The organism is Agrobacterium sp. CFBP2214, from assembly GCF_030209895.1.
Lineage (GTDB): Bacteria > Pseudomonadota > Alphaproteobacteria > Rhizobiales > Rhizobiaceae > Agrobacterium > Agrobacterium radiobacter.
Genome location: NZ_JARVRC010000001.1, coordinates 326,209 through 350,766 on the forward strand (window position 1 = coordinate 326,209; position 24,558 = coordinate 350,766).

Genomic DNA, 24,558 nt, shown 5'->3' on the forward strand with positions numbered 1-24,558 from the left:
GTCGCTGAGAGGTGGCCAACAAAATGCCGTGCCATCGTGATGACAGATCATGGAGAAGTGCATGCTTGAAAAGCGTATCCGCAACGCGTCCCTCTTGAACAGGATCGTCAGCGCCGAAGAGGCCGCCAGTCTCATTCAGGATGGCATGACGGTAGGCATGAGCGGCTTTACGCGGGCCGGGGAAGCGAAGGCCGTGCCGCTGGCGCTGGCCGAGCGCGCCAAGACACATCCCATGAAAATCACCCTGATGACCGGTGCGTCGCTGGGCAACGATCTCGACAAGACCATGGTCGAGGCGGGAATGCTGGCGCGCCGCATGCCGTTCCAGTCCGATCCGGCTTTGCGCAGGGCGATCAATGACGGCAAGGTGATGTTCATCGATCAGCATCTTTCCGAAACGGTCGAACAATTGCGCGGCGGCCAGATTCACGGGGTCGATATCGCCATTGTCGAGGCGGTGGCGATTACGGCGGAAGGCGGCATCATTCCTACCACCTCCGTCGGCAATTCCGCGAGCTTCGCCATTCTGGCCGACAAGGTCATCGTCGAGATCAACCTGTCGCAGCCCGAGGTGCTGGAGGGGCTGCATGACATCTTCATTCCCGCCAGGCGCCCGACCCGCATGCCCATTCCGGTGGTGGCAACGGATAGCCGTGTTGGCCTGCCCTTCATCCCGGTGCCGCCGGAAAAGATCGCCGCTATCGTTCTGAGTGATAAGAGCGACAGTTTTTCAACCGTGCTGCCGCCTGACGATGGGACCAAGGCCATTGCCGGCCATCTCACCGAGTTCCTGTTGAACGAGGTGCGTCACGGCCGCATGACCCATGAACTCCAGCCGCTTCAGGCCGGCATCGGCACCATCGCCAATGCTGTCATGCATGGTTTCATCGATACGCCGTTTCACGACCTCAAAATGTATTCGGAGGTCTTGCAGGATTCGACTTTCGAACTGTTTGATGCGGGCAAGCTGACCTTTGCCTCGGGTTCATCGATCACCCTGTCTTCCGCCATGAACGAGCAGGTCATGCCGCGATTGGCCGATTACAAGAGCAGATTGATCCTGCGCCCGCAGGAGGTCAGCAATCACCCGGAAGTCATCCGCCGCCTTGGCATTATCGGCATCAACACGGCGCTGGAATTCGATATTTACGGAAACGTCAATTCCACCCATGTCGGCGGAACGCACATGATGAACGGCATCGGCGGCTCGGGGGATTTCGCCCGCAACGCCTATATGTCCATCTTCGTCACCAAATCGATCGCCAAGGGCGGTGCCATTTCCAGCGTAGTGCCCATGGTCAGCCATGTCGATCATACCGAACATGATGTCGATATTCTCGTGACCGAGACCGGGCTTGCCGATCTGCGCGGTCTCGCACCTCGCGAGCGCGCGGCGGTTATCATCGCGAACTGTGTGCACCCCCAATATCGTGATGCGCTGACGGATTATTATCAGCGCGCGGTGGCGCGGGGAGGGCACACGCCGCATCTCATTGAAGAGGCGCTATCCTGGCATGAGGCGCTGCGCGAAAGGGGCACGATGCTGCCGCAGAAATAGGCCTGCGTTTTTTAAAGGTGCCCTCGCTGCCGGCTCAACCGCCATACAATTGGGTCCGTTTGGACACACCGGGGCGGAAATTGTCCGCTCTAGTGGTCAGGTTGCTGGCGCGGCGGTTCCGCCTCCGGTAGAAAATCCTCTCCCCCGGCTGCTTTCCGGCTGCCTCTGGGTTGTAGGAGAGTGATGTGATGCCCATTCGCTTCGTGGCCGTAATCGCCATTGTCGCCCTGCTCGCCGGTTGCGGGGGGCGTCCGATCGGGGTCATGACGCCGACGGGGCAGACCGTGGCGGGAACCACGCCGGTCAATCTTCTCGTCGCCACCACCCGCGCGCCATCGGAAAACGCCGCCGTGCTTTTTGGCGGCGAGCGTGGAACGGGTCTGAAGGTGGATGCGGTGACGGTTTCCATTCCGCCCAACGCCAACCGCAAGGTCGGGCAGGTGCAATGGCCGAAGAAGCTGCCGCCCAATCCGCTGAAGGATTTCACCACGGTGGCGGTGGAGCCCATTCGCTCCGAAGCCGAGACCAGAAGCTGGATCGGCAGACACATCCAGAAGGACCGGCGCGTGCTGGTCTTCGTTCACGGTTTCAACAACCGGTACGAGGAATCCGTTTATCGCTTCGCGCAGATCGTCCATGATTCCGGCACTGACGTCGTGCCCGTCGTCTTCACCTGGCCGTCGCGAGCGAGCATCTTTGACTATAACTACGACAAGGAAAGCACCAACTATTCGCGCGATGCGCTGGAGGAAATGTTGACCCGCCTCGCCAAGGACAGGTCCATCGGCGAGGTCACGGTCATGGCCCATTCCATGGGCACCTGGCTTGCGGTGGAGGCGCTGCGCCAGATGGCCATCCGCAATGGCCGTGTCGATCCGAAGATCGGCAATGTCATCCTCGCGGCGCCGGATCTGGATGTGGACGTGTTCAGCCGGCAATTTGCAAGCCTCGGCAAAACCCCGCCGAAATTCACGCTTTTCGTTTCGCAGGATGACCGCGCGCTCAGCCTGTCGCGCCGCATTTCTGGCAATGTCGACCGTCTCGGCCAGATCGATCCATCTGTCGAGCCCTATCGCAGCGAGCTTGAAAAAGCCGGTATCACAGTTCTCGATCTCACCAAGCTGCAATCCGGCGACCGACTGAACCATGGCAAATTTGCCGAGAGCCCCGAGGTCGTGCGTCTGATTGGCGACCGCCTTATCGCCGGGCAGACGGTAACGGATTCCGACGTCGGTCTCGGTGAAGCTCTTGGCGCTGTCAGCATTGGTGCTGCGCAAACCGTTGGGACGGCGGCCAGCGTGGTGGTCAGCGCACCGATTGCAGTCTTCGATCCGCGCACACGGGAAAATTATGGCAGGCAGGTGGAACGACTGGGCCGCTCCATGGAAAACACGGTCGGATCGGTGGGTGATACGGCCGGCTCCGTGGTGGACGATCAGGCGCTTCAATCGTCAAGGGTGAACTGCGATGCCACTGCCAATCGAAACCGGGCGGAATGCCGTAACCGCTAGACTACGATGCGAGAGAGGGGGGCGGAAACGCTAAGCGTTTTTGTCATCACGCTCCCGTAGTTTTGTATACAGCTTGTATTTTTATCTGTATGGTCCGGTTAACAGCTCAACTTCCGGAGTAAGACCCCATGCGTTGGAAACGCACTCTCCAGCTTCTCGATGTCCATTGCGAAGGCGAAATCGGCCGTGTCGTCACCGGCGGTGCGCCGAAAATTCCCGGCAATACTGTGGCTGAACAGCTTCACTGGATGAATACCGATCCGCAGGGTGAGGCTCTGCGCCGCTTTCTGACGCTGGAACCGCGCGGCACGCCCATGGGCTCGGTCAATCTTCTCCTGCCGCCGAAACATCCGGATGCGCATGCGGCTTTCGTCATTCTCCAGCCGGATCAGGCGCATGCCAGCTCGGGCTCGAATTCCATCTGCGCAACGACGGCGCTTCTGGAAAGCGGCATGGTGGAAATGCAGGAACCGGAAACCGTCATCATTCTGGAAACGGCGGCCGGTCTGGTAAAGGCCACGGCCACCTGCCGCGACGGACGCTGCGAAAAGGTCAAGCTGACCATGGTGCCGTCCTTCGTGCACGAGCTGGATGTCAGCATCGACACGCCCGAATGGGGCAAGGTGACGATGGATATCTCCTATGGCGGCATTTTTTATGCGCTGGTCGATGTCCGCCAGATTGGTCTCACGATCGAAAAGGCCAATGCCGCGAAGCTGGTCTCGGCGGGCATGATCCTGAAAGATTTGGTCAACCGCGAAATGACGGTCGTCCATCCTGAAATCCCGGCCATCTCAGGCGTCGCCTATGTGATGTTCCGGGATGTGGATGCGGACGGTTCCATCCGCACCTGCACCACCATGTGGCCGGGCCGGGCGGATCGTTCGCCCTGCGGAACCGGCAACTCCGCCAATCTTGCCACGCTTTATGCGCGCGGCAAGGTGAAGGTGGGAGATGAATATAAATCCCGCTCGATCATCGGTTCGGAATTCGATGTCGGCCTTTCCGCCGTCACCGAGGTGGCAGGCCGTCCTGCCGTCATTCCAACCATCGCCGGGCGCGGCTTCACCTTCGGTCTGCATCAGGTTGGTCTCGATCCCTTCGACCCCCTGGCTGATGGTTTCGCGATGACCGATGTCTGGGGTCCGGAGGCGGGTAACATCTGAGCCACGCCTCAAAAAAATGACATTTACAGCTGCCTGATGGACTTTGGCGGCTGTTTTCCCGCGGCAAAAGATGCTAAGCGGGCGCCAATTCCGTCATGCTCCGAGGTATCCCGATGAAGTCGCTCACCCTGCGCCGCCCTGATGACTGGCACCTGCACCTGCGTGACGGGGCAATGCTGGAAGGGGTGATCGGGGATACGAGCCGCCATTTCGCCCGCGCCATCATCATGCCGAACCTGGTGCCCCCGGTCGTCACCATGGCCGATGCCCGCGCCTATCGCGAACGCATCGTCAGGGCCATTCCGGCGGGCGATCGTTTCGAGCCGCTGATGACCCTCTATCTGACTGAAGACACGCAGGCCGACGACGTGGAAGAGGGCAAAAAAAGCGGCCTCATCACCGCCGTAAAGCTCTATCCGGCTGGCGCGACCACCAACTCCCACGGGGGTGTGCGCGATTTCAACAAGGCCATGCCGGTTCTGGAGCGCATGGCGAAGATCGGCCTGCCGCTCTGCGTGCATGGCGAGGTAACGACACCGGAAGTCGATATTTTCGACCGCGAGAAAGCCTTCATCGATACGGTTCTGGAACCCCTGCGCCAGCGTCTGCCAGAGTTGAAGGTGACCATGGAGCACATCACCACCCGCGACGGCGTGGATTATATCAAGTCGTCCAAGGCCAATCTGGCCGGCTCGATCACCACGCACCACCTCATCATCAACCGCAATGCCATTCTGGTCGGCGGTATCAAGCCGCATTATTATTGCCTGCCCGTTGCCAAGCGCGAGGAGCACCGGCTTGCGCTGCGGGCTGCTGCGACTTCGGGTGATGCCCGCTTCTTCCTCGGCACGGATTCCGCCCCGCATGTGGACCCGCTGAAAGAATGCGCCTGCGGCTGCGCCGGCATTTACACCTCCATCAACACCATGAGCTGCCTTGCCCATGTCTTCGAGGATGAAAATGCCCTCGATAAACTGGAAGCCTTCGCTTCGCTCAACGGCCCGGCCTGGTATGGTCTTGCACCGAACGAGGAGACGATCACGCTGGTCAAACGCGAGGAGCCGGTGTCGTTTCCCGCCAAGATCGAGACGGGCGCCGGGCCGGTGACCGTATTCGACCCGATGTTCCCGCTTCATTGGGATGTAAGCTGATTTTTTTGATGACCGCCGGCACTGCCGGCGGTTTTGTTATGGTCCCCAGGCATTCGCCCTTCGGTGCCGCCTGCGGATGCCTGCAATGCTGAACCGAGACGCTGTGCTTTCCGAAAACCGATCCGGGTTTTCGGAGCGATAAACCAAGGCCGAAAAAGGAGAACGCCTATGAACCATTTCACATTCACTGACCGCACCGTTGTTGCGGAACTGGTTGCGAAGATGTTGTGGGAAATCAAGGCGGTCCATTTCAATTCCGAAAGCCCCTACACCTTCGCTTCAGGCATGAAGAGCCCGGTTTACATCGATATGCGCAAGCTCATCTCCTTCCCGCGCATCCGCTCGGCGGCAATGGATTTTGCGGCGGCGGCTGTCATGCGCGAGGCCGGTTTCGAGAAGTTCGACTGTGTGGCGGGCGGTGAAACGGCCGGCATTCCCTTTGCCGCCTTCCTTGCCGAGCGCCTTGGCCTGCCGATGATCTATTGCCGCAAGAAGCCGAAAGGCCATGGCCGCAACGCCCAGATCGAAGGCCATATGCCGGAAGGCGCACGCGTTCTCGTCATCGAGGATCTGACGACGGCCGGCGGCTCGATGTTCACCTTCATCGACGCCATCCGTGCGGCGGGCGGTATCGTCGATCACGGCATTGCGCTCTTCTATTACGGCATCTTCGAAGAGGCCGAAGCGCGCTTCGCCAACGGCAATGTCAAGCTGCATTACCTGACGACCTGGCGCGACGTTCTGGCGGTCGCCCGCGCTGAAAAACTGTTTGACGAAGAGACCCTGTCCGAGGTCGAGGCCTTCCTCGATAACCCCCTGCCGTGGTCGGCAAAGCGCGGCGGTGTCAGCGAATTGCCGCAATCGTGATTTCGGATGCGGCCAGCCCGGTTTTGCGGCTGGCCTTCCGATCGATCTTCGTCTAAATCGATTTAAGTCCATTTGATTTGCTGTTTGAGGAGGACCGTAATGATCCTGTGTTGTGGTGAAGCCCTGATCGACATGCTGCCCCGGCAGACGACGCTGGGTGAGGCTGGTTTTGCCCCCTATGCAGGCGGAGCGGTCTTCAACACGGCGATTGCGCTGGGGCGTCTCGGCGTCCCATCCGCGTTCTTCACAGGTCTTTCCGACGACATGATGGGCGATATCCTGCGGACAACCCTGCGGGCGAGCAATGTGGATTTCAGCTATTGCGCAATGCTTTCGCGGCCGACCACGATCGCCTTCGTCAAGCTCATCGATGGCCATGCCACATACGCTTTTTATGACGAGAATACCGCCGGCAGGATGATTACCGAGGCCGATCTTCCGGCGCTTGGCGCGGATTGCGAGGCGCTGCATTTCGGCGCCATCAGCCTCATTCCGGAACCCTGCGGCAGTACCTATGAGGCGCTGCTGGTACGCGAGCACCAAAGCCGCGTCATTTCGCTCGATCCGAATATCCGCCCCGGTTTCATCAAGGACAAGCAGGCGCATATGGCCCGCATCCTCCGTATGGCGGCGAAGTCTGACATCGTAAAATTCTCCGACGAGGACCTTGAATGGTTCGGAGTGGAAGGCGACGAGGAGACGCTCGCACGCCACTGGTTGCATCATGGCGCAAAACTCGTCGTGGTCACCCGGGGCGCCAAGGGTGCCGTTGGTTATTCGGCCAATTTCAAGGTGGAAGTGGCGTCCGAGCGAGTAGAGGTAGTCGATACGGTCGGTGCGGGCGATACATTCGATGCCGGCATTCTCGCTTCGCTGAAAATGCAGGGCCTTCTGACCAAGGCGCAGGTTGCCTCGCTGACGGAAGAGCAGATCAGGAAGGCTTTGGCGCTGGGTGCGAAGGCTGCGGCGGTCACGGTCTCGCGGGCCGGCGCGAATCCACCCTTTGCGCATGAGATCGGTTTGTGATGGGCGCGGTTGAACCATTTTGAACAGGTGGTTCAACACTCTTCCCGCCGCTAAAGCCGTAAAAAACCGTTATTTCGATATTATGAAGCTTGTGTCCGCTGTTTTTTCACGAAACAAGCATCGCATGAGCGTTCCCAAGTCCCATCCTTTTGATTTCGACCCGACCTATGGCATGCAGCGTGAACAGTTGCTGGCCATCACCCCGCCCGAGGCGCCGCCGGGCTTCGATGATTTCTGGAAAAAGCGCCATCGCCGCGCGCTCGCCACGGATCCTCGACCGGTACTGCGCAAGAGCAGGCTCAGCGACCCCCGCTGGCATGTCCTCGATATGACCTACACCTCCACCGGCGGTTTTCGTATCGGCGGGTGGATGCTGCTGCCGCGCGAGGGGCAGGTGCGTCGCGGCCTCGTTGTGGGCCATGGTTATGGCGGTCGCGAGGCTCCTGATTTCGACGTGCCGGTGGAAGAAACAGCCGTGCTGTTTCCCTGTTTTCGCGGGCTTTCGCTGAGCGCCTGCCCGCCGATCTCGTCCGACCCGGCCCTCCATGTTCTCTATAATATCGACAGGAAAGACGATTACATCATTGGCGGCTGCGTCGATGATCTGTGGGTTGCCGTTTCCACGCTCATAAGCCTTTATCCCTGGCTGGAGGGGCAGGTGGGTTATAGCGGCATCAGTTTCGGCGGCGGCATTGGCGCCCTGGCCATCCCTTTCGACGAGCGTATTGATCGCGGCCATCTGGTGGTCCCGACATTCGGACACCGGCCGTTCTGGCTGACGCTGCCCACCGTCGGCAGCGCGGATGCGGTTCAGACGTACCAGAAGACCCATGCCAATGTGCTTGAAACGCTGCGCCTGTTCGATGCCGCCTGCGCCGCCGCCCGCATAAAAGTGCCGATGCTGGTCGCGCCTGCGCTTTTCGATCCGGCAGTGGCGCCGCCTTGCCAGTTCGCGGTGGCCAATGCGCTGCCACAATCAAAATTTAATGAAATCTTCATCCTCGACGCCGGACATTTCGATTACCCTGACAGCGCATCGCAAGATGCGGTCCATAAGGACAAGGTCAGACGGTTTTTCAAGGTGCTATGAAACGCGAATATCTCCGCTGGTATAGTCAAAGGCTCCATCGCGACATGGAGCTGTTAATATTCGGCCATTCTGGCGCCAAGGTGCTGATGTTTCCCACCCGCGATGGGCGTTTCTTCGAATATGAGGAACTGGGCCTTGTCGGCAGTCTGGCCGACAAGCTGGAGGCGGGCCACCTTCAGCTCTATTGCATAGAGGGGCTGGCCAGAGAGACCTTCTATGCGGCCGGGCATCATCCCGCCGATCGCATTCGCCGACATGCCGCTTTCGAAGAGTATATTCTGAACGAAGTGCTGCCGCTGATGGCCGAGAAAAACCCGAATAGTGACACGATCGTGCAGGGCTGCAGTCTCGGTGCGTTTCAGGCCGCCAGCCTCGTCTTTCGCCACCCGCATCTTTTTCGCAAGCTCGTCGCCTTTTCCGGTCGTTATGATCTGACGATGAAGGTGGAATCTTTCGGTGACCTGTTCGATGGTTATTACGATGACGATGTTTATTTTCACATGCCGAGCCATTTTCTGCCGGGCCTCGCCTGCCCATGGCGGCTTGATCACCTGCGCCGCATCGACATGGTCTTCACCATCGGCGATGCCGACCCGTTTCTGGACAACAATCATCATCTGAGCCGGGTCCTGTCGGATAAGCAGGTGGGGCATCAGATGCATGTCTGGGATGGCCGCGCCCACCGTGCGGGCGCGTGGCGCAAGATGGCTGCGCTTTATATTTGAGGCCGGACCCGCATCTCAGGCGAGCAGGAATTCCATCAGGGCATTCTGGGCATGTAGGAGAAATGCCTTCGCTGCCCGGCTCTGGCAGGCCGGGTGCACCATGGCGTCCGTCGTCACCTCCTCACCACGCGCGACTGGCGGGCAGGGCAAAAAGATCGCATCGGGCCGCATCCTGTCGAGAAGCGATGCGGATACGCGATAATCGGTCAGATGAAAATCCGCGCCGGCGGGCCAGGAATCGGTAATGACGACATCCGCATCCAGCAACTCTGCCATCTCAGTGCTTACCCGGAAGTTCGGATTGATGAGGGCGGCATCGGTGACGTGCCATTGATCGGGATAAACCTGCGTGACCTGAATGGGCAGGGAAATCGAGGCTTCGACCCATGAGCGTAAAATATTGGCATCCGGTGCCACACCGACGATTTTGAGGCCGTCTATCCGGCCTCTCACGCTTTTGACATAGGCCAAATCGCCAAGCGTTTCGCATGGATGATTGGACTTTGTCCGCGCGTTGATGACAGGCGCACGCATTTCGGCTGCAAGCGCCCGGAGGGTCGAGAGTTCTTTCGTGCGCACGATCAGCAGATCGAACCAATTGTCGAGATAGCCCGCCAGATCGGCAATGTCTTCGCGGCCGTTAAAGCTGATCGGAACGGTGACGCAAATGCCGCCCATCGCCTGAATGCCAAGATCGAAAGCTGCGGTATTGCGCCAGCCGGTGTCATCAACGATCAGCCCGATGCGCTTTCCCTTGAGGGTCTGTGGCATCGTGGCCTTTGACCAGTCCTCGGCCAGAGCGCACGCGCGGTCGATGATCGAGAAGACCGCATCCGCGGGCAGGTCGTGAAACTCCAGAAAGTCCTTGCCCGGCTGCAACGGCATATGCGCCTCCAAAACGATATTCGACCAACGCTGCATTGAAAAAAGCCGGAAGTCTCCTTCCGGCTTTCGTAAATTGCGGCGTGTGGGGTTTATCCCGCCAGTCCCGCCAGCGCCTTCACCAGTCCCTGCGTCGAGCTGTCATGGCCGGCAGCGCTTTCCTTGCCTTCAACGACGGGAAGCAGGCCGGTCGCCAGTTCCTTGCCAAGCTCCACGCCCCACTGGTCGAAGGAGTTGATGCGGAACAGCACGCCTTCGACGAAGACGCGATGCTCGTAGAGCGCGATCAGGCGGCCAAGCGCAAACGGCGTCAGCTTGTCGTAGACGAAGGTGATGGACGGACGATTGCCGGTGAAAACGCGGTGCGGCGCGATGAAATCGGCGAGTTTGTCTTCCATGCCCTTGGAGGTGAGCTGGGCTTTCGCTTCGGCAAGCGTGCGGCCCTTCATCAGCGCTTCCGATTGCGCCAGGCAATTGGCGATGAGAAGCTGGTGCTGGTGGCGCAGTTCTGGCTCAAAACCGTTGGCGGCGATCATGAATTCCGCCGGAATGACGCTCGTGCCCTGGTGGATGAGCTGATAGAAGGCGTGCTGGCCGTTGGTGCCGGGTTCGCCCCAGACAACCGGGCCGGACTGGCCTTCGACCGGCGTGCCGTCGATGGTCACACCCTTGCCGTTCGATTCCATGTCGAGCTGCTGCAGGTAGGCGGGGAAACGCGAGAGCCGCTGGTCATAGGGCAGGATCGCCCGGGTTGGATAATTCAGCACGTTGCGGTTATAAAAACCGATGAGGCCGAGCAGCATCGGCAGGTTTTCGCGGATCGGCGCCTCGCGGAAGTGCCTGTCCATGGCATGCGCGCCATCCAGAAACTTGCCGAAATTATCCGGCCCGATGGCGATCATCAGTGGCAGGCCGATGGCCGACCAGATCGAATAACGTCCGCCAACCCAGTCCCAGAAACCGAAGATGCGGTCGCTTTCGATACCGAAGGCAGCCACCTTGTCGAGCGCGGTCGAAACGGCGGCGAAGTGATGCTTGACGGCTGCTTCACCCAGCTTTTCGGCGATGAAACGGCGCGCCGTGGCGGCATTCGTCATGGTTTCGATGGTGGTGAAGGTTTTCGAGGCGACGATGAAAAGCGAGGTCTCGGGGTCAACCAGCTTCAGTGTGTCGGCAATATGCGCGCCATCGATGTTGGAAACGAAATGCGCGCGTGGGCCATCATGGAAAGGTGCGAGCGCCAGCGTTGCCATGACAGGGCCGAGATCGGAGCCGCCGATGCCGATATTGATGACGTCGGTAATCTTCTTGCCAGTCGCGCCCTTCAGCGAACCGGAACGGATCGCATCGGCAAACTTGCCCATGGCCGCCAGAACGGCGTTCACATCAGGCATCACGTCCTTGCCGTCAACGAGAACCGGCGTGTTGGAGCGATTGCGCAGCGCGGTATGCAGCACGGCGCGGTCTTCGGTGAAGTTGATTGCCTTGCCGGAGAACATCTCCTCGCGCTTTGCCTCGACGCCGCCTTCGCGTGCGAGCTGTTCGAGAAGCGTGACGATCTCCTCATTCACGGCGCATTTGGAATAATCCATCAGCAGGTCATCGAATTTGGCGCTGAAACGGCTGAATCTCTTGTCGTCGGCCGCAAAGGCGGCGCGAAGATCGGTTGCGGCTGTGCTGCTCGCCGTTGCTTTCAGTTTTTCGATGGTGGCCTGCATCTTGTGCTCCTCGGCTTCCGTGGAAGGATGAGGAAACTATTCTTTTTCAGGCGGCCAAATCAAGGCGACTTTGATAAAAGAAAAGGGCCGGGATGAAAGAAAGAGCCGGTCGCCCGGCTCTCCCCATTGGCTGAAACAATCAGTTCAGATTGCGCAATTCGCGCCGCAAGATTTTGCCGACATTCGATTTCGGCAACTCAGTGCGGAACTCGATGATTTTCGGCCGTTTGTAGTTCGTCAGGTTCTTGGCGCAGAACGCCTTGAGCTCCGCTTCCGTCAGGGACTGGTCCTTCTTGACCACGAAAAGTTTGACCGTTTCGCCCGAATGTTCATCCGGAACACCGATTGCCGCGCACTCCAGCACGCCCGGATGGCTGGCGGCCACTTCCTCCACCTCGTTCGGATAGACGTTGAAACCGGAAACGAGGATCATGTCCTTCTTGCGATCGACGATCTTGGTGTAACCGCGCTCGTCCATGAACCCCATGTCGCCGGATCGGAAGAAGCCGTCCGCGGTCATGGCCTTTGCGGTTTCATCCGGCCGCTGCCAGTAACCGGCCATGACCTGCGGACCGCGGATGCAGATCTCGCCGACTTCCCCTGTTGGCAGGCTGTTGCCGTCTTCGTCGCGAATATCGATTTCGGTCGAGGAAATCGGCAGGCCGATGGTGCCGCTGAATTCCGTGGAATCGAGACGATTGACCGTTGCAACGGGTGATGTCTCGGAGAGGCCGTAACCTTCGGCAATCGGGCAGCCGACGACGGAAAGCCAGCGCTCCGCAACGGGCCTTTGCACCGCCATGCCGCCGCCGAGAACCAGAATGAGGGAGGACAGATCGAGCTTGCGGAAATCCTCGTTGTTCATCAGCGCGTTGAAAAGCGTGTTAATGCCGGGGAAAACATGCGGCTGATAATGCGCCAGCTCCTTCACGAAGCCGGGAATATCGCGCGGATTGGCGATCAGCAGGTTATGGCCGCCGAGCGCAATGCCCATCAGCGAATTCACCGTCAATGCGAAGATGTGGCAGAGCGGCAGCGCGCAGATGAAGTTGAGAACCTCCGGGCGATCTTTTTTGCCATTGAAGGCCGCGTCCAGCCATAGGCTGATCTGGACCTTGTTGGCCAGAAGATTGGCATGGGTGAGAACCGCACCCTTGGATACGCCGGTTGTGCCACCGGTATATTGCAGGAAGGCGATGTCCTGCGCCGTGAGGCTGACCGGCTTCAACGAAAATCCCTGACCTTCCTTCAGCATCGCCTTGAAGCCGATGGAGCCGGGGATGGTGTAGGCGGGCACCAGTTTCTTGACCTTGCGAACCACCAGATTGACGATATGCCCCTTGAGACCAAGCAGATCGCCCATCGCCGCGACGACCACATGCCGGACGGCGGTTTTTGGCACCGCCTGCTGCGCCACATGGGCGAAGTTTTCCAGCACAAAGATCGCCTTTGCGCCGGAATCCTTAAGCTGATGTTCCAGTTCGCGCGGTGTGTAGAGCGGATTGACATTGACCACGACCATGCCAGCTCGCAGGATCCCGTATACGGCGACGGGATTTTGCAGGATATTCGGCATCATCACGGCAACCCGGTCGCCTTTTTCCAGTCCTCTGGATTGCAGCCAGGCGGCGACCGCGCGGGTTTCAGCGTCCAGTTCCCGGTAGGTCAGGGACTTTCCCATGCTGGAAAAGGCCTTGCGGTCGGCAAATTGCGCACAGCTCTTTTCGAGAAGTTCGACAAGGGAGGCATGGGCGGATGCGGGGATTTCGGAAGGTACGCCCGGCGGATAGGATGCCAGCCAGCGCTTCTGTGCGCCGACATTTTCCGGGTGTCCCAGGGACAGTTCACTCATGCTTCTCCTCCCAGAGTCTTTGTTGCGCCGCGCATTCATTGAAATACGTTAACGGCGCTTTCGGCTGCCTGATGTTCACGAGGCTCCCGCATTCAACCGGCCCAATCGGCCGGGTTGAGGAAACCTCATGTGGCGTCACCGGATCGACCGCTCCTCTCGCTCCCCGGTAACGAATGATAGACGCGTAATCCATTGGCGTCCATCTCGTCGGCAAAACCTATTTAACTCTAACGTAAACGTCAATATTGCTGCCGCACATCTCGCCAACTCGGGAAGGGAAATACATTTTTCCCGGCTTTTTTGACTTTAATCCTGATTTGAGCGATCAACATAATTCGCAAAGCAGGGCAGGATTGGAAATGGCAGGCAGGGCAGCGCTTGAACTGAAATCGGTTGGGAAAAGATTCGGCGATACGGACGTGCTGTCCGATATCGATCTTTCCGTCGAACGTGGCGAAATCATTTGTCTGGTGGGGCGCTCCGGCTGTGGAAAATCGACCCTGCTGCGCATTGTGGCGGGCGTGGAGACGCCGGATCATGGCAGCGTTTCCCTGAACGGCGCTGTCGTTGCCGGCCCCGCTGTTTTCGTGGAGCCGGAAAAGCGCAATATCGGTTTTGTCTTTCAGGATTACGCGCTGTTTCCGCATCTCACCGTCGAGCAGAATGTCATGTTCGGTCTTCGCACTTTGCCGAAGGTGGAAGCCCGCCGCCGCGCTGCCGAGATGATCGAACATGTTCACCTGCAGGAGCTGGCAAAACGTTATCCGCATACGCTTTCGGGCGGTGAGCAGCAGCGCGTGGCGCTTGCCCGTGCGCTTGCCCCGCAGCCCGGCCTGCTGTTGATGGACGAGCCCTTTTCCAATCTGGACAGGGGGTTGCGCGACAGCGTGCGTGAGGAAACGCTCGGCCTCCTGCGGCAACTGGGCACGACGGCGATCATGGTCACCCATGATCCGGAGGAGGCGCTTTCCGCAGGTGACCGTGTGGTTCTGATGCAGCGTGGACGTATCGTGCAGAGCGGCACGGGTTACGAAATCCACGACAATCCCAAAACCCGCTATGCCGCCGATTTTTTCTGTGCCTTCAACAAGATCGAGGGCCGGGTGAGAGAGGGTCGCGTCGAAACGCCGCTCGGGCTGTTGGGTGACGCCTCCGATCTGCCCGATGGTCTCGCCGCCGTCGCTTATGTTCGCCCCAATGCGATTTCGATCATCGAGGACGGCGCCGCGAAAGAGGGGATTGCCGGCGAAATATCGAGCCGCGTTTTTCTCGGCGAGATCGAGCAGCTTGGCATAGCCGTGCCCGGACTGCCTTCCGACCTGCGGGTCAGGACGATGCAGCGCACACCCGCCCGGACCACGGCGGTGCGCTTCGGTATAGACCCCAAAGGGGTTCTCATCTTTACCTGAAGTTGAATGAATGGACTGGCGCTTTTATTCCCTGTCTATTTTCAACTCTTGGTGATCGCAGCGGCTCAAAAAACCAGGAAATAAAACTTGATTTGGGCCGTCATGTATGATGTCTGCTCCCCCTATATTGCCGCTATCGGAGAGGGAGACAAAACATGACGAAATTTACGAGATTTACCCTGCTTGCCAGCACGGTTGCCTTTGCGGCCGGAACGGCCAGCGCTGCTGAACTCAACATCTACACTACCCGCGAACCGGGCCTGATCCAGCCCCTGCTGGAATCCTTCACCGCTTCGAGCGGCGTCAAGGTCAACACCGTGTTCCTGAAGGACGGTCTTGCGGAGCGCGTTCTGAGCGAAGGCGCAAGCTCGCCGGCCGACGTTCTGATGACGGTGGATGCGGGCAACCTCGTTGATCTCGCTGAAAAGGGCGTCACCCAGGCAGTTGAATCCGAGACTCTCACGAAGGCCATCCCGGCTGAACTTCGCGACGCCAAGGGCCATTGGTTCGCGCTTTCCATGCGCGCCCGCGTTCTCTACGCGGCGAAGGATGTCGATCTCGCCTCCTTCAACTATGAAGATCTGGCGGATGCAAAGTGGAAGGGCAAGGTTTGCATTCGCGCCGGCCAGCATCCCTATAACACGGCGCTGTTTGCCGATTACATCGCCCATTACGGCGCTGCGGACACCGAGAAGTGGCTTGCCGGCGTCAAGGAAAACCTGGCCCGCAAGGCAGGCGGCGGCGACCGCGACGTTGCCAAGGACATCCTCGGTGGCATTTGCGACATCGGCATCGCCAACTCCTATTATGTCGGTCTGATGCGCTCGGGCAAGGGCGGCGAGGAGCAGGTGAAGTGGGGCGACGCCATCAAGGTGGTTCTGCCGACCTTCAAGAACGGCGGCACGCAGGTCAATATCAGCGGCGCGGCTGTGGCCAAGAATGCTCCGAACAAGGCGGAAGCCGTCAAGCTGCTGGAATATCTCGTTTCGGACGAAGCCCAGAAGATCTATGCTGAAGCCAACTACGAATATCCGGTCAAGCAGGGTGCTGCTCTCAACGAGATCATCGCTTCCTTCGGCACGCTGAAGATCGATAACAAGCCGCTGACGGAAATCGTCTCGCATCGCAAGCAGGCGAGCGAGCTGGTCGACAAGGTCGGTTTCGACAAGTAAAGGCCAATCAGCGATAACATGGTGGAAGGCGTTCGCATCTGCGGGCGCCTTTCCGCGTATTTTCCAAAAGCACATGAATCCAGACGCCATCCAGCCATTGACACCTCGTGCCCGAGTCAGGTTTTCATCCTCCTTCTGGTGGCTGTGTCTCTCCGTGCTGGCGGTCTGTGGCGCCATGGTGCCGGTTCTGGCGCTCGTCTCACAGGCTTTGCAGGGGTCTGAAGGCCTTTGGGCGCATCTTGGCTCGACCGTGCTCTGGACGGCGCTTCCGGATACGGCGATCCTTCTCGCTGGTGTCGGGCTGCTGGCCGGTGTCATTGGAACCTATGCCGCCTGGCTGGTCACCGCCTATGATTTTCCCGGCCGCAGATTATTGGAATGGGCACTGCTGCTGCCGCTGGCCATGCCCACCTATATCGTTGCCTATGCCTATCTCGATATCCTGCATCCCATCGGGCCGGTGCAGGGTGCGATCCGCTGGCTGCTCGGTTATTCAAGCCCACGAGAATTCCGCCTGCCGGACATAAGGTCGATGACGGGCTGCATCGTTCTCCTCGGCTTCGTGCTGTTTCCCTATGTCTATATTCCCGTGCGCGCCATGTTCCTGACGCAAGCGGGCAACCTGCTGGAAGCGGCTCGCACGCTCGGCGTTTCAAGACGCGCGGCTTTTTTCAAGGTCGCGGTGCCGCTGGCGCGCCCGGCGATCGCGGTCGGTATCAGCCTAGCCTTGATGGAAGCGCTGAATGATATCGGCGCATCGGAATTCCTCGGCGTCCGCACCCTCACCGTTTCCGTCTACACCACATGGGTCACGAAATCCGACCTTCCGGGTGCGGCGCAGATCGCGCTCTCCATGCTGTTCATCGTTGTCGCCCTTGTGGCGCTCGAGCGCTGGGCGCGGCGCAAGCAACGTTACGCGGTTTCTGCACAGAAAAGCAGGGAACTGGAACCGCTGCGGCTCACCGGCCTGAAGGGCTGGGTCGCCTTCGTGCTCGGCAGTCTGCCGGTCCTGATCGGCTTCGTAGCACCCGCGAGCTATCTCGTCATTGAGGCTTGGAAGCGCTTCCGCTTCAGCGGCCTGTCGGCCCGTTTCGCCGATGAGGCTCTTAACACCATCCTCTTTGCCGGGCTGGCGACGGTGATCACGCTTATCCTGGGCCTTGCCGTTGCTTACGCCATGCGCGTTGCACCGGGACGTCTCGCGCTCTGGTCCTATCGTCTTTCGACAGTGGGTTATGCTGCCCCCGGCACGGTCATCGCCATCGGGGTACTGATTGCACTCGGCGGTTTCGACCGGTTTGTCGACCAGACCATGCGTGACTGGTTCGGCATCTCCACCGGCCTGATCTTCATCGGCAGCGGCGCGGCCCTCATCTATGCCTATTCGGCGCGTTTCCTCACCATTGCCGCGGGCGGCGTCGATGCCGGCCTCAGCCGCATCCCGCAATCCTTCGATCATGCCGCGCGTACGCTCGGGCGATCCGCGACGCAGACATTCCGCCAGATTCATCTGCCGCTTTCCAAGGCGTCGCTTGCGGCTGCGGCACTGCTGATCTTTGTCGATTGCGTCAAGGAGCTTCCCGCCACGCTTCTCCTGCGGCCGCTCAACTTCGAAACCTTCGCAACTCATCTTTATGGCGAAGCGGCGCGCGGCACCTATGAAGAGGCGTCTATCACAGCCCTGGCAATTGTCGTCATCGGCATGCTTCCCGTGGTGCTGCTTGCGAGGATCGGCCGGCGTAAGGGCTGACATCGAAGCTTAGCCCGATAAATGACGGGCGCAAAACTGTGCGAGAAGCCAATAAGCTTCAAATCCGCCCCGAAAACGACAAGCATCCCCACTTAATCATGATGTAAACACTCATCTTAATTGAGGTGCTGCGGCCTGTCGGATAGGGACATCGACCGCGATCTGTTTCGGGGCATATCTTGAAAAATTTGCATGGGATGTTTTTGAGCCGTCTGGCTTTGGGCACGGCCGCCATTGTTTTGCTGGCGCCAGCGATGGGCCACGCGCAGGACACGACCGTTCTGCAGCAGATTACCGTTGAAGGGCAGGGCGCGGGAAACGCGACTGGCCCGGTCCGCGGTTATGTCGCGAAGAAAAGCGCCACCGGTTCGAAAACCGAGACGGAAACCAAGGATATTCCGCAATCCGTATCGGTCGTCGGCCGCCAGGAAATGAACGACCGCGGCGCGGTGACGAAAATCGATGAAGTGCTGCGTTACACCCCCGGTGTGACGGCGGAACCCTTCGGCACGGACCCGGACACGGACTGGATTTATATTCGCGGTTTTCAGGCAACCCAGACCGGCGTGTTCCTCGATGGGCTGAACCTGTTCAGCTACGGTTTCGGCGGTTTCCAGATGGATGCCTACGGTCTGGAGCGCGTGGAGGTCCTGAAAGGCCCCGCCTCGGTGCTTTACGGCGGCGCCAATCCCGGCGGCATCGTGCAGATGGTCCGCAAGCGCACGCAGGATGAGTCGGTGCGGGAAACGGAAATCGGCATCAATAATTTCGGCAATGCCTTCTTCGGCTTCGATCTCGGCGACAAGGTCGATGAGCAAGGCGTGTGGAAATACCGCGTCACCGGCAAGGTCTCCGGCGGCGACAATTACACCGACTATTCCGAGGATTTGCGCGGCTTCATCATGCCGCAGATCACCTTCGAGCCGGATGCGCAGACAAGCGCTACGCTCTACGGCTATTTCTCGGCGCTCGATCAGGTCCATATCGGCAACGGCTTCCTGCCCTATGTCGGCACGGTCGTGGACGCGCCCTTCGGCAAGCTCGATCGCAAGGCCTTTTATGGTGAGCCGGATATCGATAATGGCCGTGTCTACCAGTCGATGGTGGGTTACGAAGTCAGCCATGAATTCGACAATGGCTGGAAGATCAGCCAGAACGCCCGTTACGGCCACCTCTACAAGCACGAGACCGGACCCTATGCGGGCGGCTGGGCCAATGCGGACGCTAATGGCCAGCCGATCCTCGATGCCACCACCAACGACTATATGCTGACCCGGTTCGGTTATGACGGCGTGTCGAAGGTCGACAGCTTCGGCGTGGATAACCGTGTTGAAGGCGAGTTCGATACCGGCGCGGTCAACCATTCGCTGCTCTTTGGCCTCGACTATAAATATTACCGGCTGGATCAGGTGCAGGCCTGCTGCGGATCGAATGCGATCGGCGCGCTCAACCGGGTCTATGGCTCGACGCAGGGAACGAATTTCGTTTATGCCGACAATATCGTGACCCAGCAGCAGATCGGCATCTACGCCCAGGATCAGCTGCGTTTCGGCGATGGCTGGCTGGTCACGCTGAACGGCCGTTACGATTATGTCGATACGGAACTGAACAACAGGCTGCCTGCCGGCCTGTCCCGCCGCTCCAATGACGATGCGTTAAGCGGCCGCGCCGGTCTCGCCTATGAATTCGACAATGGCCTGACGCCCTATGTCTCGGCTGCCACCTTCTTCAATCCCCTCATCGATACGCTTGCCGACGGCACCCCCGCCGTACCGGAGGAGGGACACCAGTTCGAGGCGGGTATCAAATATGAGCCGACCTTCTTTGACGGCAGCATCACCGCCTCCGTCTTCAAGCTGGTCAAGGACAATGCCATCGTGTCCTATACGGCGGGCGGCGTGACCACGAGCGGCCAGTTCGGGCAGGTGGAATCCACCGGCTTCGAGCTGGAGGCCAAGGCCAATCTCAGTGAGAACTGGAAGACCATCGCGTCCTATTCCTATACCGATCTGGATATCACCAAGGATGCCAATCCCAACCTGATCGGCAAATCACCATGGATCGTGCCCGCCCACACCGCCTCGCTGTGGCTGGACTACGCCTTTACCAATGATGCGCTGGAAGGCCTAAGCCTTGGCGGCGGCGTGCGGTATCAGGGCAAATCCTGGGCGGATGCGGCCAATACGCTGCGCGTGCCGGATGCCGCCGTCTTCGACGCCGCGATCCGTTATGAGAAGAACGACTGGACCGCATCGATCAACGTCGCCAACGTCTTCGACAAGGAATATGTGAAGAGCTGCGCCGGGGTCTCCGTCTGCGGCTGGGGCGATAGCCGCACCATCACTTTCAAGCTTTCCAAGAAGTGGTGATGGGCGGCCAAAGGCTGTAGTTGCGGGAAAATTGGTTTGCCACTATAAACATGAATAGATTTATCATGTTATAGTGGCGCCATGGCGCCCTGCGGGATCGAGAGGCCATGGCTTTCCGCGTGCGGATGGAAAATGAGATCGAGGGTTTTGCCGTCATTGGCGGCCCGCGCTCGAGGATGTGGAACGGCATCGTCGCCGATCTCTGGGACGTGCGCTGCGCCCCGAAGGCGGGTGGCCGTTATGTCGGCAAGGACCCGCGTTTCGTTTTCCTGCTCGATATGGATGGGACGGATGACGGCCGCTTCATGATGAACCGCTGCCGCCGCGATAATTACGGGTCGTCACAGGCGAACCGGATTTCCTTCGTTCCCGCCGATCTGGATGTTCATGCGGAACTGAGCAATGTCTCCTTCGTGCGCCACCTCGATCTGCATTTCGATGCGGGATTGCTGGGTGCCCGGCTGGTGCAGGGCTACGATCCGCACGGGCTGCTCGATCCGCATCTGATGTTCGAGGATGAGCGCCTACTGGCGCTGGCGCGACTGATTGCTGCCGAATGCGATAATCCCGATCCGCTGCACGACCTCTATGGCGAAAGCCTCGTGCTGGCGCTGCTCACGGATTTCCTGAAAGTGAAGCGGGAACCGGTCAAGAAACGCAGCAAGCTCGCCGCCTGGCAATTAAGGGCGGCGACGGACTATATCCGCGAACATTGCCTGCGGTCGATCCGGCTGGAGGAGCTGGCGGAACTCACCAACCTCTCGCAATCCCATTTCAGCCATGCCTTCAAGGCCTCTACCGGGGTGCCCCCGCACCAGTGGCAGATGCAGGCGCGCATTGATCGCGTCAAGGAATTGATGATGCGGACCGACATGGCGTTGACCGATGTCGCCATCGCCGCCGGTTTTTCGGACCAGGCGCATTTCTCCCGCGTCTTTCGCAAGATGGTCGGTGTTTCCCCCTCCGTCTGGCAGAAGATCCGTCAGTAGGCACGGATTTCGTTCCATTTTCCTCCAAAAAAATTCCCGCCGAGGCGACTGGAGCGCAGGGGAACGAATTGCCTGTCGCGGGGTTTACCAGACGTGACATCAAAGAGGAAAAACAAGGAGGAAAGGCACATGATGCATCAGGAACCCCGCGCCGGACAGGACCCCTATGTCAAGGATACGCCGAGCCTGATCGCCAGCGACAAGGTGGAAGGCACCCGCGTTTATGGTGCTGATGGCAAGCATATCGGCTCGATCCAGCGCATCATTCTGGAAAAACGCGGCGGCCGCGTCGCCTATGCGGTATTGAGCTTCGGTGGCTTTCTCGGAATCGGCGACGACTATTACCCACTGCCCTGGGAAAAGCTGCATTATGACGAAGAACTCGACGGCTACCGTATCGATCTTACCAACGAAGAGATCGAAAACGCGCCGCACTTCGCCAATCTGGATGATAACGACCTGCTGAACGCCAAGGACCGCAAGGTCTATGACTATTACGGCGTCGCTCCGTATTGGATGTAAAATCTGCTAAAAGGCGCTTCCGGCTGTTCTATCTCCGGAAGTGTCGCACATAAAGGAACGGCTCCTTTTCAGGAGCCGTTTTTCGTTTGGCGCGTCAATGCGTGTTGTTCTGCATCTCGGAAACCGCATCGGTAAAGCACTTGCGTGCCTCTTCGGGCGATTTGCGCCCGTCAAGAGCGGCGCGGCAGGCGCTTCTCGCTCTTACGAAGCTCAACCCCCCGATTTTGGGCCAGCCTTCGGTCAACAATGTCAGTGCTTCGAAGGGGCCGGCGATGACACTCTTGCCATTCGCCTCAAGATTGACCTCTACAGGTTCTGTCCATCTCTCGTTCTTCATCGTGCACCTCCCAGAGCAACGCGATCCCGAAATACACCCGACAGCCAAGCAACCCATGAACGCAGTCGTGTGTCACTGCCGCTTAGGATATGCGCAAGCGATCGAATTGACAACGGGGATCAGCGGAAGCCGAAAAACGACAGGATCGCCAGAACGATGACGACGAGGCCGACGATGTAGATGATCTGGTTCATGATTTTCTCCTTGGCTGGTGTCATCACCATAACGTGAGGAAGAAGACGAGGTTCCAGCAGCCAATGAGAATTTAATCACGTACTAAAGTGTTGCGAACACCCCATCGTCGATAAAAGGCTATGTCACCTGCGCAGGATTACCCAGATGGCGTGAATGATGCCGGGAACATAGCCGCAGAGTGTCAGGAGAATGTTGATCCAGAAATGCAGGCCGAGCCCGACCTGAAGAAAGACGCCGACGGGCGGGAGGATGATGGCGATCAGGATACGGATGACGTCCACAGTGGGTGCTTTCAAGTTAACCAAGACTAGGCAATCAACGTAAGTGGAGCCCGGTTGGTTTCAACGTCCTATTGATGACGAATACTTTCCTTCATCTGGCAACCGGAAGCCGCCAATTCTGAGGGATCCACTCCCGCGTGATGCATTAGGCGAGCGGGCTCAGCACCATTCAGCCCTCGTTCATGCGTGCCGCATCACTCTTGACTCACGGAACCGAGGACACAGACAGACGTTGAAGTCCGTCATTGGGAGATGAGATCATGAAAATTCTAACCGCAGCAATCTGCTTCCTATCGGTTGGCATCCTGAGCGGATGCGTTGACGATGGCGGTTACCGCACAGGCGGGTATTACTCGTCCGGCGTCTATTATCGATCTTATGATCGAGACAGATATTACCGGGATTACGACCGCCGGAACTGGCGACAACACAGAGAGTGGCGGGATCGCAGGGATTGGCGCGGTGACTATCGTCACCGCCCGCGCCCACCGTCTTACGGTCAATATGGTGTGATTGTTCGTTAACGGCGGCGTTCTTATCGCGCCGGTCTGCGCGGCCCGCCATGGGGCGATTTCCGACAGCGCGTCTATTTATATAATCGGCTGGGCAATCTTGAATGCGAAAAATGGTGCCGCTTACGTGACTCGAACACGTGACCCCGTCATTACGAATGACGTGCTCTACCAACTGAGCTAAAGCGGCCCGATTGTGACCCGTTTGTTGCGGATCAGCTTCATGGCGGGCTGATACAGGCAATGCTGACTGATTTCAAGCCTTGAATGTGCCGGTTTTGAAATTTCCGCAAAAAGCTTTGCCTGTCCGTTGTTTGGCGGTGGCGTCAGCCTTTCCCGCAGATGCGGTTTTTGGCCGTTTCATATTCATTTGCCAGACGATCGACGAGTGCTGCCACGGGTTCCACCGTTTTCACGGCGCCGATGCCTTGCCCAGCGCCCCAGATGTCCTTCCAGGCCTTTGCGCCACCGGTGGCGGTTTCAAAGTCCATCTTCGAGGGGTCGGCTTCGGGCAGATTGTCGGGGTCCATGCCGGAGGCGACGATCGAGCTTTTCAGGTAGTTTCCGTGCACGCCCGTGAAATAGTTCGAATAAACGATATCCTTGGCCTGGGCTTCCACAATCGCCTGCTTGTAACCTTCGGAAGCGCGCGCTTCCTGAGTGGCGATGAAGGGGGTGCCGATATAGGCCATGTCAGCACCCATGGCCTGCGCGGCGAGAATGGAGCCGCCATTGGCGATGGCGCCGGCCAACAGCAGCGGGCCGTCGAACCACTCGCGGATTTCCTGAACGAGGGCGAAGGGCGAAAGTGTGCCCGCATGTCCGCCGGCACCCGCCGCGACCGCAATCAGCCCATCCGCACCCTTGCGGATGGCAGAGCGGGCATGGCGGTCGTTGATGACGTCATGTAGCACGATGCCGCCATAGGAATGCACGGCTGCATTGACCTCTGGCACCGCGCCAAGCGAAGAAATCACCACCGGCACTTTGTATTTCACGCAAAGGCCGAGATCGTGTTCCAGCCGCCGGTTGGACATGTGCACGATCTGGTTGACCGCGAAGGGTGCGGCCGGGCGCTCGGGATTGGCACGGTTGTGCGCGTCGAGTTCCTCGGTGATCATCGCCAGCCACTCGTCGAGCTGGCTTTCGGGTCGCGCGTTGAGCGCCGGGAAAGCGCCGATGACGCCGGCCTTGCATTGCGCCAGCGTCAGTTGCGGATGTGAAATAATGAATAGCGGTGATGCTATGACCGGAAGACGCAGATTGTCTTTCAGCACGGACGGTAGCATGTCTCCTCCCACGAATTACGTTTACGCGCACGTAAGTCAATATCGCGTTCGGGAGCAGATTGAAAGCGAAAACAGCGTGGCACTTGCATCTCGAATCTGCGTTCGTAGCGCCACAATGGATCGATTTTCCTGAAAGCAATCCGGTCTTTATCATAAACGAAGCTTGCGGAGGGGCGGTATAGCCGTT

At 59.0% G+C, this 24,558-nt stretch carries 21 protein-coding genes and 1 tRNA gene; 15 read left to right on the forward strand and 7 right to left on the reverse strand.

Annotation, left to right across the window (positions count from 1 at the left end):
- Positions 1-61 precede the first annotated feature (61 nt).
- From scpC to QRN60_RS01650, 8 genes are all read left to right on the forward strand, one after another.
- Positions 62-1,558: a succinyl-CoA:acetate CoA-transferase ScpC gene (gene scpC / locus QRN60_RS01615; protein WP_060722846.1), complete on the forward strand. Its 1,497-nt coding sequence runs from the start codon at positions 62-64 to the stop codon at positions 1,556-1,558.
- A 188-nt stretch (positions 1,559-1,746) separates the two neighbouring features.
- Positions 1,747-3,069 (forward strand): alpha/beta hydrolase, encoded by a 1,323-nt coding sequence (locus tag QRN60_RS01620; RefSeq protein ID WP_112356030.1) that lies wholly within the window; start codon positions 1,747-1,749, stop codon positions 3,067-3,069.
- A 128-nt stretch (positions 3,070-3,197) separates the two neighbouring features.
- Positions 3,198-4,235 carry a 4-hydroxyproline epimerase gene (locus QRN60_RS01625; RefSeq protein WP_003503625.1) on the forward strand — a complete coding sequence of 346 codons (1,038 nt, stop codon included), beginning with the start codon at positions 3,198-3,200 and terminating at the stop codon, positions 4,233-4,235.
- 113 nt (positions 4,236-4,348) lie between these two features.
- Positions 4,349-5,386 carry a dihydroorotase gene (pyrC, locus tag QRN60_RS01630; RefSeq protein WP_112292914.1) on the forward strand — a complete coding sequence of 346 codons (1,038 nt, stop codon included), beginning with the start codon at positions 4,349-4,351 and terminating at the stop codon, positions 5,384-5,386.
- Positions 5,387-5,554: 168 nt separating this feature from the next.
- Positions 5,555-6,253, forward strand: coding sequence for an orotate phosphoribosyltransferase (locus QRN60_RS01635; RefSeq protein ID WP_003503621.1), 699 nt, complete (start codon positions 5,555-5,557; stop codon positions 6,251-6,253).
- 99 nt (positions 6,254-6,352) lie between these two features.
- Positions 6,353-7,279, forward strand: a complete 927-nt coding sequence (locus QRN60_RS01640) for a carbohydrate kinase family protein (RefSeq protein WP_003503619.1) — start codon at positions 6,353-6,355, stop codon at positions 7,277-7,279.
- A 124-nt stretch (positions 7,280-7,403) separates the two neighbouring features.
- Complete coding sequence (locus QRN60_RS01645; RefSeq protein WP_080866516.1) at positions 7,404-8,369, forward strand: acetylxylan esterase; 966 nt, start codon at positions 7,404-7,406, stop codon at positions 8,367-8,369.
- Entirely contained in the window at positions 8,366-9,094 is a 729-nt protein-coding gene (locus QRN60_RS01650; RefSeq protein ID WP_080865788.1) for an esterase family protein, read from the forward strand. Before QRN60_RS01645 ends, QRN60_RS01650 begins: the two co-directional genes overlap by 4 nt.
- A gap of 15 nt (positions 9,095-9,109) precedes the next feature.
- Here QRN60_RS01650 and QRN60_RS01655 read toward each other — a convergent pair whose 3' ends face one another.
- The 3 genes from QRN60_RS01655 to QRN60_RS01665 form a co-directional block, all read right to left on the reverse strand.
- Positions 9,110-9,979: an ornithine carbamoyltransferase gene (locus tag QRN60_RS01655; RefSeq protein WP_080866517.1), complete on the reverse strand. Its 870-nt coding sequence runs from the start codon at positions 9,977-9,979 to the stop codon at positions 9,110-9,112.
- Between the two features lie 89 nt (positions 9,980-10,068).
- Entirely contained in the window at positions 10,069-11,694 is a 1,626-nt protein-coding gene (gene pgi / locus QRN60_RS01660; protein WP_080865790.1) for a glucose-6-phosphate isomerase, read from the reverse strand.
- A 139-nt stretch (positions 11,695-11,833) separates the two neighbouring features.
- Positions 11,834-13,546 carry a long-chain fatty acid--CoA ligase gene (locus tag QRN60_RS01665; RefSeq protein WP_107674983.1) on the reverse strand — a complete coding sequence of 571 codons (1,713 nt, stop codon included), beginning with the start codon at positions 13,544-13,546 and terminating at the stop codon, positions 11,834-11,836.
- A 359-nt stretch (positions 13,547-13,905) separates the two neighbouring features.
- Here QRN60_RS01665 and QRN60_RS01670 point away from each other — a divergent pair, with 359 nt between their 5' ends.
- The 6 genes from QRN60_RS01670 (at position 13,906) to QRN60_RS01695 (ending at position 21,757) form a co-directional block, all read left to right on the forward strand.
- The gene (locus QRN60_RS01670) at positions 13,906-14,955 is read left to right on the forward strand and encodes an ABC transporter ATP-binding protein (protein WP_003503604.1); all 1,050 of its coding nucleotides are present in this window, start codon (positions 13,906-13,908) and stop codon (positions 14,953-14,955) included.
- 155 nt (positions 14,956-15,110) lie between these two features.
- Entirely contained in the window at positions 15,111-16,127 is a 1,017-nt protein-coding gene (locus QRN60_RS01675; RefSeq protein ID WP_020810558.1) for an extracellular solute-binding protein, read from the forward strand.
- 73 nt (positions 16,128-16,200) lie between these two features.
- A complete protein-coding gene (locus QRN60_RS01680) occupies positions 16,201-17,877 on the forward strand; it encodes an ABC transporter permease (RefSeq protein WP_129564624.1) in 1,677 nt (558 codons plus the stop codon).
- A gap of 179 nt (positions 17,878-18,056) precedes the next feature.
- Complete coding sequence (locus tag QRN60_RS01685; protein WP_129564623.1) at positions 18,057-20,246, forward strand: TonB-dependent siderophore receptor; 2,190 nt, start codon at positions 18,057-18,059, stop codon at positions 20,244-20,246.
- Positions 20,247-20,353: 107 nt separating this feature from the next.
- A complete protein-coding gene (locus QRN60_RS01690; RefSeq protein ID WP_162696013.1) occupies positions 20,354-21,235 on the forward strand; it encodes a helix-turn-helix domain-containing protein in 882 nt (293 codons plus the stop codon).
- A 129-nt stretch (positions 21,236-21,364) separates the two neighbouring features.
- Positions 21,365-21,757, forward strand: coding sequence for a PRC-barrel domain-containing protein (locus QRN60_RS01695; RefSeq protein ID WP_129564622.1), 393 nt, complete (start codon positions 21,365-21,367; stop codon positions 21,755-21,757).
- A gap of 94 nt (positions 21,758-21,851) precedes the next feature.
- Here the strand turns inward: QRN60_RS01695 and QRN60_RS01700 are convergent, their stop codons facing one another.
- Both QRN60_RS01700 and QRN60_RS01705 read right to left on the reverse strand, forming a co-directional pair.
- Positions 21,852-22,094, reverse strand: a complete 243-nt coding sequence (locus tag QRN60_RS01700) for a DUF982 domain-containing protein (RefSeq protein WP_003503584.1) — start codon at positions 22,092-22,094, stop codon at positions 21,852-21,854.
- A 317-nt stretch (positions 22,095-22,411) separates the two neighbouring features.
- The gene (locus QRN60_RS01705; RefSeq protein ID WP_003503579.1) at positions 22,412-22,570 is read right to left on the reverse strand and encodes a YqaE/Pmp3 family membrane protein; all 159 of its coding nucleotides are present in this window, start codon (positions 22,568-22,570) and stop codon (positions 22,412-22,414) included.
- A gap of 324 nt (positions 22,571-22,894) precedes the next feature.
- Here QRN60_RS01705 and QRN60_RS01710 point away from each other — a divergent pair, with 324 nt between their 5' ends.
- Positions 22,895-23,083 (forward strand): hypothetical protein, encoded by a 189-nt coding sequence (locus QRN60_RS01710; RefSeq protein WP_162692525.1) that lies wholly within the window; start codon positions 22,895-22,897, stop codon positions 23,081-23,083.
- 113 nt (positions 23,084-23,196) lie between these two features.
- On the opposite strand, the gene QRN60_RS01715 is transcribed toward QRN60_RS01710, so the two are convergent.
- Positions 23,197-23,272: transfer RNA gene (locus tag QRN60_RS01715), tRNA-Thr, on the reverse strand.
- Positions 23,273-23,408: 136 nt separating this feature from the next.
- On the reverse strand, positions 23,409-24,371 hold the full coding sequence (locus QRN60_RS01720) for an NAD(P)H-dependent flavin oxidoreductase (RefSeq protein ID WP_003503575.1): 963 nt from the start codon (positions 24,369-24,371) through the stop codon (positions 23,409-23,411).
- Positions 24,372-24,558 lie beyond the last annotated feature (187 nt).